Here is a 13,072-nt window from a genome sequence, read left to right on the forward strand (position 1 = left end):
GGCCGACTTTTGCTCCGCCACAATGGCCGAATTTTACTCCGCCGTTGACATTCCATCGGTAGACCCAACCAACCATCGTGCCTTCGCCGTCCAGCAGCCGTGCAATCGGCGCCGCTTCCTTCTTACTTCTGTTCACTGGTTCCTGTTCTCCAAACCCGCTGCCCGGGCCTCTCTGTGACCGACGCGGTCAGTTGTTGTTTTGCGCGGCAAATACGCTGGTTGTTTCTCGGGTCATAAAGAGGCGGCATCGGCTGGGTCGACGCCGCCAGTGCTTCGTCCACAGGGAGGAGGTAGAGCATGAGTTCTGGTTAAGAATTTGTTCGCTTTTGAAAATCGGGAAGATCCAACAGTCTTACGTCAACCGCAAGGTGATAAGCTGCAAGCCAAATTTCCTGAGCTCTCCGGATTGGGAGTTCTCGGACGGGTAGCGCTGAGTCGGGCCCAAGTGCTAACGACCGTTGCCAATCATCGTTTGTCAGATCGCGGTATTCGACATTCAAATGAATAGCCGTATGGTCGAATAGATGGCGCAATGCATGTGGAGGCAGCGTAATTCCGAGCGCCAGATCAGGCGTCCAGGTTTCCTCCTCAAGAGTAAGTGGCTCGCGCAGTTTTTTTAGAGCGATCGCCTGAGCACGTGCCGAAAAGCATATATCAGCGATGACGTGGCGTCGCGACCAGCCGTCACATAAGCTAGGTTTATCCAAATCGGAATCCGAAAGCTCGTTGAGTTTGCGGGCAAAAAATGCAGTGCCGCGCCTTGCGAGCAAAAGATCCGCGCCTGGTGCATCTGGTGCGTCATAGCGCGCGCCCTTCCCCTGGCGCTCTTTCAGTAAATCAAGCGCGGCTTGTTTCGATGCACCGGGCGGCATTTGACTTACCCCTCAACCATCGTGCGCATGAAGTGCAGACGCTCCATGATAGGCGCATCTGAAAAGCGGAACAGATCGAACTGGGTTTCTGCTTGAAGGGACCATTTGATCCAGCTCGGAGCGACGAACATGTCGCCTTTTTCAAGTTTGTACGTCACACCGTCCAGAACAACTGCACCAGACCCCTCGAATACCTGGAAAACAGTTGACCCAACATCTTGGCGCACGGCCGTTTCAACACCTGCGCGTAGTCGGTGGAATTCACATCGAATTGTAGGCATCACATCGCCGCCTGTCGTGGGATTAATGTAACGGATAGCGGCGTGTCCTTGCGCGACAGTAGCAGGCTGGCCTTCGTCCTCCAGCAGCAGTTGCTCGGATAATGCGCGATCAGTGAATTCCCAACGATATGCCCCAATCGGCGAGGCCACTGTGTTTTCTAGTTGGGAAAGCGGTCGGACCCCTGGGTGGCACCAAAGCCGCTCGCCTCGAGAGAAATTCGGCGTGGCGTAATCTGTGACCCGATCAGAACCAAATTCGAAAAAGCCGACATCCATCTGTTGGCTGAAGGGAATGTCGAGCCCATCAATCCAAGCCATTGGGCTATCGGTGTCATTGTGGTGGCCGTGAAAGTTCCAGCCAGGCGTCAGCAAAAGATCGCCACGGGACATGCGCACGGGGTCGCCATTGACCACGGTCCAAACGCCCTCGCCTTCAACGACAAAGCGGAATGCGTTTTGTGAATGGCGGTGTTCGGGCGCAGTCTCCCGCGGGCCGAGATATTGGATAGCGGCCCACAAGGTGGGAGAGATGTAGGCGTTTGGCGCAAGGCCCGGATTGGCCAATCCAATGGCGCGGCGCTCGCCGCCACGGCCAACGGGAACCAGCTTGCCTGACTGTTCCGCCAGGGGCAATAGCTTCGACCATTTCCAGAGATGCGGCACGGCTTTGGATTTTGGATGGATCGGCATCAGATCGCCGAGCTGGGTCCAGAGAGGGATCAGGCTCTCGTCCTCAAAACCCTTATAGAGTGCGCGCAGTTCCGGCGTGTCTTCGGGCTGCATCGCATGATCGACATTTCCATGGTCTAGTTGATCGCTCATTGTGGTCGTCTCCTCTTGCGATATCGATATGGGGTCATGCCGCATCAGGTTGTTTTGAAGGCACTGCCTTTGCGAATGCAGGCACTTGGTCTAGTTCGCTCTGAATGCGGGCAATCGTCGGCCATTGTTCGGTCGGAATGTCGAACCGCTTGTTGTTCCACACCTGGGCATGCAGACAGATATCAGCCATTGTCGGTGTGTCGCCGTGGCAATATTTGCCTGTTTGATCGCTTGTGTTCAGCGCTGTTTCAAACGGGTCAAAGGTCGTGGCCACCCAATGGGTGAACCACTCTTTTTGAGCCGCTTCATCCGCGCCAAACTGGTCGCGCAGTTGGAACAAGACGCGCAGGTTGTTGAGCGGGTGAATTTCGCTGGCGATCATATAAGACAGTGCCCGGACGCGTGCCCGTTCGTCTGGGTCGGCCGGTAAAAGTGCCGGTTCAGGATGTTTTTCGTCGAGCCATTCGATGATTGCCAAAGACTGTGTAAGAAACGCGCCGTCGCTGGTTTCCAGCGTAGGCACTAACCCTTGCGGGTTCTTGGCAAGATATTGTACCGTGCGGGTTTCTCCGTCACGAAGGACATAAGGCACGTACTCATAGTCTAGCCCTTTGAGATTCAGTGCTGTGCGCAATCGGGTCGAAGTTGAGGACCGAAAGAAATTATGAAGCTTTAGGCTCATGTACTTTCCCTTGTTTAGGATTCACGCGGGGTGATCTTGGTCTCGATAGAGCCGAGCCCGTCGATAGACACGATACAGACATCGCCAACCTGTAGCTGGCCAACACCGGCTGGAGTGCCTGTCATGATCAGATCGCCCGGTGCCAAGGTGATTGAATGGGAGAGGATGGAAATGATCTCAGGCACTGACCAAATAAGATCCGCAAGATCTGCGGCCTGCTTTACGTCATCGTTCACTGTCAGCGTGATCGATCCTTTTTCGGGGTGGCCTATTTCAGAGATAGGGAAAACCGGTCCGATAACGGCAGAACGGTCGAAAGCCTTGCCGAAGTCCCACGGGCGACCTTGTTCGCGTGCTTTGAGTTGCAAATCGCGGCGGGTCAGGTCGTTGCCGATGGCATAGCCCCAGACATGGCTTAGGCTATCAGCCTCGGAGATGTTTTTCCCACCAGTTCCGATAACAGCGATCAATTCGGCCTCGTAGTGGAAGTTCTCGGTCTCGGGCGGATAGGCAACGGCCTCGCCGCTCTCAACAACCGCATCGGCTGGTTTGGTGAAGAAGAACGGGGGATCCCGATCCGGGTCCTTGCCCATTTCGCGGGCGTGTGCGGCATAGTTGCGCCCGACGCAAAATATGCGTCGAACGGGCAGCCGGTCATCTGATCCGTGGACGGCGACAGAAGCCTGTGGGGCAGGGGGAAAAACGTAGTTCATGGTCATTCCTAAGTGTTTTCATGTTTCAAAGAAGGGGTGGTTCGGGCCGGGACAGCAGCCCAAGCCAGAATAGCAAGAGAACAGGCCGCGACCGCGGCCATGCCGAGTTGGGGCAGAGCCGAAACCGGCAGGACGTTTGCAACCGCCAAAAGCCCGGCAATAATGCGCACCGGTAGCGGTATAGGGCGGGACATATGGCCGATCGCCGCAAGCGTTAGCAAACCAATGCCCATTAGCGTGCGCGTCAAAGCCGTCGCAGTCTCCAAAAGAGTTCCGTCCAGCAGAAGCTCGGGCTGAGTGACGAAGGCGACCGGAACGAGATAGACACCAGCGCCGACTTTCAGCGATGCAAATGAAGTGCGCCAAGGGCTAACAGCTGCGACGGTTGCTGCGGCGAAACTTGCAATCGCGATTGGCGGGGTGATCATGGATACCATGCCAAAATAGAGCACATACATATGCGCCGCGATCGGCTGAATACCCAGTTCGATCAAAGCAGGTGCCGCCAGCGTTGCCAGCAAGACATAAACCCCGACCGTCGGCATTCCCAAGCCCAGCAGAATGCTGAGGCCTGCAGTCAGCAAAAGCATGATCCCGACGTCTCCGCCACTGATAGCGAGCATCTGTAGTGTAATTTGGAACGCTATTCCGGTGAGATTCAACACACCGATGATCAATCCGGCGGCGGATGCCAGTATGATTATGTCGCTAATGGCCGCAGCGGACTGGAGAAGACCTTTCCAAACGTCCTGTAGGCGGTGCCAGATTTGGGCTGGCGGTCCGATTAAATGGACGGCGATGATGCTGATAGCAGACCACAGACCTGCGCTGCCAGCGGTGCGATTGGCAAAGAACAGCAAATAAATCAAGATGCCAACTGGAATAAGGTAACGCCATCTATGCTTATCGGGGGCGTCTGAATTTTGGGCGGGAAGTTCAAGTCGATCAGATGTACCGCCAATTTTGAGTCTTCTGGCTTCGAAATCCACAGCCAGCATTAGCGCGGCATAGAAAAGCAGAGATGGCAAAATCGCCGCCAAGGCAACATCGCGGTAGGGCATTTCCAAGAGTTCGGCCATCAGAAACGCGGAGGCCCCCATGATCGGCGGCACAAGCTGTCCGCCGGTGCTGGCGACGGCTTCGATAGCGGCCGCAACATGGCGCGCATACCCCGCCCGAGCCATCATAGGAATGGAAACTGAGCCAACGGCCACGACGTTGGCAACAGCACTGCCCGATACCATGCCGAAGGCGGCGGAACCCACAACGGATACTTTAGCTGGTCCACCAGTATATTTGCCAACCAGCTTGGCGGCCAAATCAGAAAATACCGCACTGCCACCAAACGCATTCAGCAGAAAACCGAAAACGATAAACGGGGCCACAGTGATCGCCGCAATATCAAGAATTTTGCTGAAAAGGGCATTCGTATCGAGCGCCAGATACACAGACAGCCGTGAAAAGCTGAGTTCGCGAGTTTGGAACCCATCGGGTAGTTTCGGGCCAATGAACATGGAAAACAGCACCAGCGCCAACAATAGAAGGGGTAAAAATATCCCAGTTTGGCGCCGTGCGGCCTCAAGAATACCAAGGACCATCAATAAGCCAAGCGCGACGGCACCGGGTGGGGCTGAGGCAAGTTCCAGTTGCAGCGAAGGATAGCGGACACTCACATATCCGAATGCGATAAATACCGTCAAACCAAGCACAAGGCTGATTGTCGCACGTGCTGGGGTTCTGCCCCATCGCGGATCCGTCAGGGTGATTGTTGCCGCGAGCCCAGCAACAAGTGCCAAGAGTTGTTCGGTATAGTAGTATTTCCCAAAGTATCCGGGGATATCCAGAATCCATCCGAAAATCACCAAAATAAGTGCAACTCGAAGAACGAGTTGCACTTTGGACGCTATGTTTACGCTGACTGAAGACAACTCAGTTTCCTCCGCTTGCCCAGTTTACCGTCGCCGGATGGAATGGCGCGGCCAAGCCTTCTTTGTAGAGAAGCTCAGGGTCTAGAGAGCGAAACAGCGGGAAGCTTGCCGCCAAATCATCTTTGTTCTCGGCAAGTCCCGTCAGAACGTTAGCGATCAACTCGGCATCTACGCCATCGTTGGTTATTAGCAAGTTGTCATAGGCCAACGCAGGCATCGGTTCGGCGACACCCGCAAAGTTTGGTAGCGCGGGCACTGTGATAAGGTAGCCATCGGGGAAAACGTTCCGCGAATTGGCCTCGCCTTCGGAGCTATCATCAAGTGGGATAAGACGGAGCGGCACCGAGGCGTTGACTTCCGCCGTTTTAGCCGCGCCAATTGCGAAGAAGAACGCATCGGCGCGTCCATTTAGGAACTGGTCAGCGCCCGCTACCACGTTGGGAACAAGTACAGGGCGAATGTCATCCGCGCTTAGTCCACCGTTGGCGAGTAGCGCATCCAGAACGACATAGGTGGATCCCGTCGCCGAATATCCGTAGGTTACGCGTTTGCCGCGCAGATCAGCCATCGTATGAATATCACTGTCGGCACGAACAAAGTAGCCAACGCGCAATGGATACAAGACGGATGCGACGCGCAGGTTCTCTTGAGGATTCCCTTCAAAGACCCCTTCACCGCCATAGGCTTGGGCGGCCTCTAACACGTTTACGACGCCAAAATCGAGTTCGCCAGAGTTTACGAGAGGGATAAGCGTCGTTTCGCCAGAGTTTGGCTGAACGATCGCGCCGATATCCATCTGCTCGTTCATCACTCGAGCGATTGCTGAGCCGGTCGAGTATCCAAGGGTACCTTGCGGCATGGTTCCAAGTCCAACTGTGTCCGCCTGAGCCGACCCAGCCAATCCAAGTGTAAGAACAACAGCTGTTATATGTCCAAAAATTTTCATAGTTTATTCCTCCCATTTTGACGAACTTAGCTGAACATCCTGCGATAACTCCAACTTGATCTCACTAAGTGAGAATAAGGAAAAATCTATCGCGAGAGCTGTGCGGCCGTGAGCGGCTACGGCTGACGCCTTGCTTCTATTCAATGTCGCTAAGCACAACCGATAGCCTTTGCGTTTTGCCCTTGTGAGTTCCTGTTTATTGATGTGTTGGATATTTTTGGCAGCTCTCCAAAAGGCGACTAACTAGTTTTGTCGGAAAGCGAAGGGTTCCGTATTAGCGCCTGCCTATCGACCTTGCCTGTTCCAGTCTTGGGGAGTTCTGTCACATAGTCGAAAATTCTCGGCGCTTTATAAGGCGTTAGCTTTGACTTGACGTAGTCGCGTAACCGTTCGGTCCATTGTTCGTTGCCGACGGAACCACCAACAAGGCTGACAACAGCACGAAGGGCGACCCGCTGGTCGTCGCGCTTTTCAGCCAACACCGCGCATTCATGCACATCGGGGTGCTCGTTCAGGCATCGTTCGACCTCCAAAGGCCAAACCCATTGGCCGGACACTTTCACTAGATCGTCTGCCCTACCTTGAAAGTAGTAATAACCACCGCGTTCAACAAAGCGGTCTCCGGTGTAGATCCAACCTCGGCGCATAGTGTCTGCTGTCTTGTCCGGTCGCTTCCAATAACACGGCGCGGATGAATGGCCCCGCACCAGCATTACACCCTCTTCACCCGGAGGCGCCGGTTTCGCGTCAGCTGTTTCCAAACGTACCTCGTATCCCGGCACCCTTGCGCCAGCAGCGCCTAACCGGTGATCATCCAGTTGGTTACTAAGATAGATATGGAGCATCTCGGTCGAGCCGAGACCTTCGGTAGGACCATGGCCGACCAGCGTTTTCCAGCTGGAATAGACATCTTCAGATAGAATTTCTGCCGCAGACATGGATTGCCTCAGTGAGGACAGATCGCGGGTTTCAACGTCTTTTGTGCGTGAAAGCGCAGTGTAGAGTGTGGGAAGGCCGAAAAACACGCTCGGGCGGAATGTTTCGATGGCGTCAAGCACCACGTCAGGCCGGGGCTGCCCTGGCATCAGCAGAGTCGTCGCCCCGGTCGCAAAAGGAAAAACCAGAGAATTTCCGAACCCGTAGGCGAAGAAGGATTTCGGCACTGAATAACAAATATCGCTGGGCTGTAGTTTCAGGATGTGGGCGCCATAGCTTTGCTGAATATAGGCAATATCGTGGTGCAGATGCACGATGCCCTTGGGCCGCCCGGTGGTCCCGGATGAATACATCCAAAATGCCATGTCGTCGGGTTCGGTGGCCGCAACATCCAATTGGCTAGGGCTGTCAGCAAGGAAAGCGCTTGCGGCTGACATTCCGGGCAAGTCGCTTTTACCATTCACGACCACCAATTTTTCAAGATCTGTCCCTTTGGTGGTTTCCTCTCCGAAAGAGCCAGAAAAACTAGCGTCGACCATGGCAACACGCGCGCCGCTATCTTTCATAAAAAACCGCAAAAGGTCAGTTTTCGTTTGGGTGTTCAGCAGTACCGGCACGAAGCCCGCTCGGACGGCGCCGTAGAATGCGGCCGCGAAAACGGGGGTATCATCAAGGAAAAAGGCGATGCGGTCGCCTTGGACAAGCCCGGCCCGCATGAAGGCATTCCCCCAACGCCCGGCCTCGGCAATCAGGGCGCGGTAGGTCAGCTTTCCCATCGGGCTGATGAGCGCGGTCTTATCCGGGTTCCTCTCGAGGTTTTGCCAAAGGATGTCCGAACAATTCCGATGGGCCGCTTTTGAAAAGCCGATTTCCCGCGCGCCGCTTGAATTGTCGTCGACTGGGTCAGAGAATTTGGCTTCGGCCGAGGGCGCAATAGAGCTTTTCATGATGTCTCCTTGAGTTCGTCTTGGGCGACCTTTGCAATGCGAAGCATGGTCCGCCTGAAAACGGTTACGTAAAATGATGACGGGGGTGAGCGCTTATTTGGCTTTGAACGCTTGGTAGTCGCTTGCGAATCTTGGAGCTAGCTTTCGCAAGCGATCTTCTGTCATGCGACCGGAGCGCATCAGATAGTCATGGGCGAAGTCCATCGGATCTAGACGCATCTTGTCGCCAAAGGTCTCGTACCAGGTTGCCGACGTGTTGGCGGCGTCCACTATTTTACGAGCAATCGGCGGGCGTTTTTGTTGGTAGTCCGCAAGTGCATCTTCGATGTGTTCGTGGCGCGCGAGGGCTTGTGTCAGGGCGATGGCATCTTCCATTGCCAGCCGCGTTCCCGACCCAATTGAAAAATGTGCGGTGTGCACGGCATCACCCAGCAGTGCATAGCGCCCTGCGAACCAGTGCTCACACCAGAGTCGTGGGAACTGACGCCAATTGGATTTGTTTGTCACAAGTTGCGTGCCCTTAAGTGCATCGGAAAACAGGCGGCTGCAGAATGTCGCGCTTTCCGCCTCGGTCATTTCCCCAAAACCCGCCTTGCGGAATGTTTCGCCGTCGCATTCTACGATAAATGTGCTGCTGTCCGGCGAGAACCGGTAGTGATGCGCGTTCATCGGCCCGTGCTCAGTTTCGATGAAGGTCTGGGTCAGCGCATCGAAAGGGAGCGTCGCCCCGAACCAGGCAAAATGATTATCGAAATACTCGACGTTCGGCTTGAAACGGTCCGCGAACGCGTTCCGCACCAGAGAGTTTAGCCCGTCAGCGCCAATCACCAGATCGGCAGTCAGCGTTTCAATATCGGTGACTGGAGTGCCGAAGCGGATGGATATATCGAGCGCGCGGGCACGTTCCGTCAGAATTTCGATCAATTGAAGGCGGCCGATCGCGGTGAAGCCAACACCATCGAGCGTCACCGAGCCACCGGGCAGATTCAGCGCCATGTTCTGCCACCGCTCCATGTGAGGTGTCACAAGGTCATGTGTCTCGGGGTCGTCAGCCTTCAGAAACTCAAGCGCCTGATCGGAAAAAACAACGCCAAACCCGAATGTAGCTCCCTCTGGATTTTGCTCGGTAATCTGAACTTTCACGTCGGGCATCAACCGGCGGATGAGAATGGCCGTGTAGAGGCCGGCCGGACCGGCGCCCAAAATATCGATGCTGGATAGTTTTGTCATCGGATCCTCCTAATAGCTCTCGACGTGGTGACAGGCTTAGGCTAAGATTCTTAAATATGCAATGCATTCCATATAAGGAAATACTCATGCAGATTATTTTTCCGATCAACATCAGCTTTGGTGATTGTGATCCTGCAGGTATCGTGTTCTATCCAAACGCTTTTCGTTGGATGGATGCGGGTTTTCACGCTCTGCTGCGACAATCGGGCGGGCACGCAGCGCTTTGCCGGCAGCTCGGCGCGGTTGGGATGGGCGTGGTCGACACCTCGGCGAAATTCCATCATCCCATGCGCGACGGCGATCAACTCGAACTCGTCGTTCGCCTGACCGAATGGTCACGCCGATCTTTCACGCTCGAATATCAAGGGGAGGTGGAGGGGAAACGCGTTTTTGCCGGACGTGAGGTGCGATGTCTTTTCATTCGCGCAGATAACGATATCGTGGCTGGAGAAACTGCGCCACTGCGCGCACTCGTGAAAGAACAACATGACTGACGACGGCGGAACCAGCAGCGGATTGACCTCGCTCGACACGGCATTACGCGTGCTTGCATATATGGCGCGCCAAGGCGGTGCCCAACCCCTGTCCGAGATCGCGGGCGCGTGTGAAATGTCTGCCAGCAAGGCGCACCGCTATCTGGCGTCTTTCGTTGCTGCCGGGATGGTTCAACAACGTGGATCATCACGCAAATACAATCTTGGCCCCGCCGCGCTGGAACTTGGTCTTGCCGCCCTGGCCCAGCACGATTTTGTCAACAACGCTGCTCGTGGCCTTGCGGATCTCTCGGCTGAAACAGAAATGACTGTATTGTTATCGGTCTGGGCAAACCAGGGTGCGACGGTTGTTCGATGGGAGCGCGGCAGCTCACCCACCGATACCTCCATGGGTCTTGGTACTACATTGCCGCTTTTGACATCAGCGACCGGCCGCGTTTTTCTGGTGTGGGGGCCACAGCGTGCTATCTCGCCGGTGCGTGATGCTCAGTTGAAACGTTTAGCGAGACAGCCCCGGCCAGTGCTCGATTTCGAGCCCTCGCAGTCAGGAGTTTCTGAGCTAATCAGCCTGACCCGCCAACGACAATTCGCTTCGGTCGAAGGGCGGTTTATTCCTGGCCTCGTAGCGGCTGCGGCACCGGTTTTGGACTGGCAAGGTGAGGTTCAAGCTGCAATTACGCTTGTCGGCACAGACCCAGATACGATTGGCCCGACCACTTCGCAGGTGCAGAAATTGTTGGACTATTGCAGCAAAAGGTCTGTGGGCGGGGTGTCGACGTGACGGCGCCCCGCCCGCCTTTGGTTGGCCTTAGTGCAATTTGCCTTGAAGCATTTGGGGCGCGGCTTTTTCGATGGATTGGGGTAAATCCGTGATGTCTTTTGCAAACCAGAAAACGCGCTCGAACTCTCCCTGATCCATCCGCTGAACGATCCCGTTGATACGGCCGACATGAGCCCCGATTGCATCCGCTGCGCCGCGCTCGTCACCGTCGAGGATTCCTCCAAGGATATTCATGTGTTCTGTGGCGGAGCGGGCCACATCAAAAACTGTGGTGTTCGTGATGAATCGAAGCCGCATAAGCGGCATGCGCAAGCGTCGCCAATATCGTACAAGCGTGTCATTATTGGCAAGGCTGAGAATAGTTGTGTGTAGCTCTTCGTCATGCTCAGAGAATGGACGCGCTTGCTGCCCATTTTGAAGGTGTTCGGCTTCTTGGTAAAGCGCGACAAAGCTATCCCTAACCCCGGCCTCATTTATGCGCTTTGCGCAGCTGGCAGCGGCGAAACGTTCAAACATTTCCCGCATTTGAAAAAACTCAGAGAGCTGCTGGCGCGAAAGTTTGCGAACGACTGCGCCCTTGTTGTTCTGGCGCTCAACGATGCCATCGTTTTCCAAAAGAAGCAGCGCTTCTCGCAATGGTCCGCGGCTCACCTTTAGTTTGTGTGTAAGGGCGGTTTCGGTAAGTCGCTCACCCGCAACGAATTCGCCATTCTGGATGGCTGCTTCGATTTCGAGGCGAATGCGCTCAACTGTCGTTGCACCGTTGCTCATCTTTTTTCCACCACTTGTTTCTCTTTGGTTCGTTTAGCTATCGAACGGAGCCTGAAGCCCTCACGTACCGCTCGAGGCGACCCTCAATCCCGGTTTGTGGGACTTGCGCAGTTGCCAACTCTTTTAAGTTTACTTGGTTTCCCAAGCAAGGCCGGAACACCAGACGCGTTGAAAGTAGTACGCGCTTAATGACCTAAAGTCCGGGATCAGCCTTATGAAAAATTGCAGGACAATGCATAATATCTAGCAAAAAAAATCCAAATTGCAACCAACGTTCGTGAATTATCCATCAATTTATAACACTGTCGTATGAGAAATAACGTTTTTGAATCAGGCTATTATGCGACTTAGTGAGGTAAGGGGGCAGTATCTTATTGGCATATCTTGTGAGAAAGTGAGATTGTCCTACAAACGTTAAGTAATTGGGAGATATACTGATCTGACGGAGGCAACGATGGGATCGCCATCTTAGGGAGGATGCTTTGAAAATTCGGCTTTTGCTTGCGGTCAGCGCGCTCGACTGCGTGTCGTGCCCCATGCTGCCCAACAAGCGCTGACGGAATGGCAAAGTATCGTCCATTGACAGGACACTAATTTTTTTACGAGGAGGAGGAAAAATGACAGATTTTCGTTATCACCCAGAGATCGCAAAGCTCGGCGCTGCGCATCTCTTCACCCCGGACCTAGAAAAGTCGGTTTGGTTTTTCCACGACATTCTTGGCATGCACATTACTGCACGGACAGACACGAAGGTGTATCTACGTGCCGCGATGGAGCGTGAGCATCATAGCCTGGTTCTAGAGGCTGGTGACCGTGCGCGCCTTGATCACGTGTCATGGCGTGTTAGGAGACCCGAAGATATTGAGGGCTTCAACGAGATCCTGACAGCCAATGGCACAGATGTCACGGTTCAGGCACCCGACGCAGAAGACGGTATTGGTGAATCACTTCGGTTCCAGGCGCCGTCCGGACACAACTTTCGTTTATACTATGACGTCGAAAAGCCGGACGTGGCTGAGGAGGACCGTTCGGTACTTCTCAATCAGCCGTATCGGTCATGGCATCATGGGATCGGCGTGCGGCGCATCGACCACGTCAACCTGCACACGACGCGCGATCCTGCTGTAACCCGAGACTGGCTATCAGATAACCTTGACTTCAAGGTTCGCGAATATGCCATGTCGCCGGCAGGCCTCATCGGCGCTTGGATGAGTGTGACCCCACTTGTGCACGACGTAGCAATCATGAATGCGGGCCCAGAAGATCCGACACCCGCCCGGCTGCACCATCTCGCGTTTTGGTTGGATAATGCGCAGGACGTTTTGAGGGCGGCGGATATACTGGTCGAAGCTGGCATCAAGCCGGATCAGGGACCAGGGAAACATGGCGTGAGCCAAGCGATGTTCCTCTATGTCCGCGATCCGGGCTCTGGTCATCGCGTGGAAATCTTTAGCAATGGCTACCTGATCTTTGATCCAGATTGGGAGCCAGTCGAGTGGACCATGAAGGATGTCATGATGGCGCTGACAATGTGGGGGCCAAGCGACTATATCCCGCACACCGATGAGCACGTCATGAATATTACGACGGAAGCCTGATAGTCCGGCCATCGCCGTCCGCCCGCCCGCAATGGGCGCGCGGCGATGGCCACGACCAACAGATTTAGTGA

The 13,072-nt window shown here is 54.8% G+C and carries 12 protein-coding genes; 3 read left to right on the forward strand and 9 right to left on the reverse strand.

Features of this window, described 5'->3' with window-relative positions:
- Positions 1-308 precede the first annotated feature (308 nt).
- From BSF79_RS15365 to BSF79_RS20010, 8 genes are all read right to left on the reverse strand, one after another.
- The gene (locus tag BSF79_RS15365) at positions 309-872 is read right to left on the reverse strand and encodes a maleylpyruvate isomerase N-terminal domain-containing protein (RefSeq protein ID WP_090270709.1); all 564 of its coding nucleotides are present in this window, start codon (positions 870-872) and stop codon (positions 309-311) included.
- Between the two features lie 5 nt (positions 873-877).
- Positions 878-1,975, reverse strand: coding sequence for a cupin domain-containing protein (locus tag BSF79_RS15370; RefSeq protein WP_090270710.1), 1,098 nt, complete (start codon positions 1,973-1,975; stop codon positions 878-880).
- Between the two features lie 34 nt (positions 1,976-2,009).
- The gene (gene maiA, locus BSF79_RS15375) at positions 2,010-2,657 is read right to left on the reverse strand and encodes a maleylacetoacetate isomerase (RefSeq protein ID WP_090270711.1); all 648 of its coding nucleotides are present in this window, start codon (positions 2,655-2,657) and stop codon (positions 2,010-2,012) included.
- A gap of 14 nt (positions 2,658-2,671) precedes the next feature.
- A complete protein-coding gene (locus BSF79_RS15380) occupies positions 2,672-3,370 on the reverse strand; it encodes a fumarylacetoacetate hydrolase family protein (protein ID WP_090270741.1) in 699 nt (232 codons plus the stop codon).
- A gap of 8 nt (positions 3,371-3,378) precedes the next feature.
- Positions 3,379-5,298 (reverse strand): TRAP transporter permease, encoded by a 1,920-nt coding sequence (locus BSF79_RS15385; protein WP_090270712.1) that lies wholly within the window; start codon positions 5,296-5,298, stop codon positions 3,379-3,381.
- A 1-nt stretch (position 5,299) separates the two neighbouring features.
- Entirely contained in the window at positions 5,300-6,244 is a 945-nt protein-coding gene (locus tag BSF79_RS15390; RefSeq protein ID WP_090270713.1) for a TAXI family TRAP transporter solute-binding subunit, read from the reverse strand.
- Positions 6,245-6,483: 239 nt separating this feature from the next.
- A complete protein-coding gene (locus tag BSF79_RS20005) occupies positions 6,484-8,127 on the reverse strand; it encodes a benzoate-CoA ligase family protein (RefSeq protein WP_217650084.1) in 1,644 nt (547 codons plus the stop codon).
- 93 nt (positions 8,128-8,220) lie between these two features.
- Positions 8,221-9,357, reverse strand: a complete 1,137-nt coding sequence (locus tag BSF79_RS20010) for an FAD-dependent monooxygenase (protein WP_245776428.1) — start codon at positions 9,355-9,357, stop codon at positions 8,221-8,223.
- Between the two features lie 86 nt (positions 9,358-9,443).
- Between BSF79_RS20010 and BSF79_RS15400 the strand changes: the two genes are divergently transcribed.
- Together BSF79_RS15400 and BSF79_RS15405 are read left to right on the forward strand one after the other, a co-directional pair.
- The gene (locus BSF79_RS15400) at positions 9,444-9,851 is read left to right on the forward strand and encodes an acyl-CoA thioesterase (RefSeq protein WP_175545349.1); all 408 of its coding nucleotides are present in this window, start codon (positions 9,444-9,446) and stop codon (positions 9,849-9,851) included.
- Positions 9,844-10,632 carry an IclR family transcriptional regulator gene (locus BSF79_RS15405; RefSeq protein ID WP_090270715.1) on the forward strand — a complete coding sequence of 263 codons (789 nt, stop codon included), beginning with the start codon at positions 9,844-9,846 and terminating at the stop codon, positions 10,630-10,632. The genes BSF79_RS15400 and BSF79_RS15405 overlap by 8 nt, the downstream gene beginning before the upstream one ends.
- A 27-nt stretch (positions 10,633-10,659) precedes the next feature.
- Here BSF79_RS15405 and BSF79_RS15410 read toward each other — a convergent pair whose 3' ends face one another.
- Positions 10,660-11,403, reverse strand: coding sequence for a GntR family transcriptional regulator (locus tag BSF79_RS15410; RefSeq protein WP_090270716.1), 744 nt, complete (start codon positions 11,401-11,403; stop codon positions 10,660-10,662).
- Between the two features lie 617 nt (positions 11,404-12,020).
- Here BSF79_RS15410 and BSF79_RS15415 point away from each other — a divergent pair.
- Positions 12,021-13,001, forward strand: coding sequence for a VOC family protein (locus BSF79_RS15415; RefSeq protein ID WP_090270717.1), 981 nt, complete (start codon positions 12,021-12,023; stop codon positions 12,999-13,001).
- Positions 13,002-13,072: the final 71 nt, after the last annotated feature.

This window comes from Thalassovita taeanensis (assembly GCF_900110775.1).
In the GTDB taxonomy this organism is placed as follows: domain Bacteria; phylum Pseudomonadota; class Alphaproteobacteria; order Rhodobacterales; family Rhodobacteraceae; genus Litorimicrobium; species Litorimicrobium taeanense.

Coding starts and splice junctions, on each gene's coding strand:
- BSF79_RS15365 (WP_090270709.1), bottom strand. CDS start 872: ATGCCGCCCGGTGCATCGAAACAAGCCGCGCTTGATTTACTGAAAGAG.
- BSF79_RS15370 (WP_090270710.1), bottom strand. CDS start 1,975: ATGAGCGATCAACTAGACCATGGAAATGTCGATCATGCGATGCAGCCC.
- maiA (WP_090270711.1), bottom strand. CDS start 2,657: ATGAGCCTAAAGCTTCATAATTTCTTTCGGTCCTCAACTTCGACCCGA.
- BSF79_RS15380 (WP_090270741.1), bottom strand. CDS start 3,370: ATGAACTACGTTTTTCCCCCTGCCCCACAGGCTTCTGTCGCCGTCCAC.
- BSF79_RS15390 (WP_090270713.1), bottom strand. CDS start 6,244: ATGAAAATTTTTGGACATATAACAGCTGTTGTTCTTACACTTGGATTG.
- BSF79_RS20005 (WP_217650084.1), bottom strand. CDS start 8,127: ATGAAAAGCTCTATTGCGCCCTCGGCCGAAGCCAAATTCTCTGACCCA.
- BSF79_RS20010 (WP_245776428.1), bottom strand. CDS start 9,357: ATGACAAAACTATCCAGCATCGATATTTTGGGCGCCGGTCCGGCCGGC.
- BSF79_RS15400 (WP_175545349.1), top strand. CDS start 9,444: ATGCAGATTATTTTTCCGATCAACATCAGCTTTGGTGATTGTGATCCT.
- BSF79_RS15405 (WP_090270715.1), top strand. CDS start 9,844: ATGACTGACGACGGCGGAACCAGCAGCGGATTGACCTCGCTCGACACG.
- BSF79_RS15410 (WP_090270716.1), bottom strand. CDS start 11,403: ATGAGCAACGGTGCAACGACAGTTGAGCGCATTCGCCTCGAAATCGAA.
- BSF79_RS15415 (WP_090270717.1), top strand. CDS start 12,021: ATGACAGATTTTCGTTATCACCCAGAGATCGCAAAGCTCGGCGCTGCG.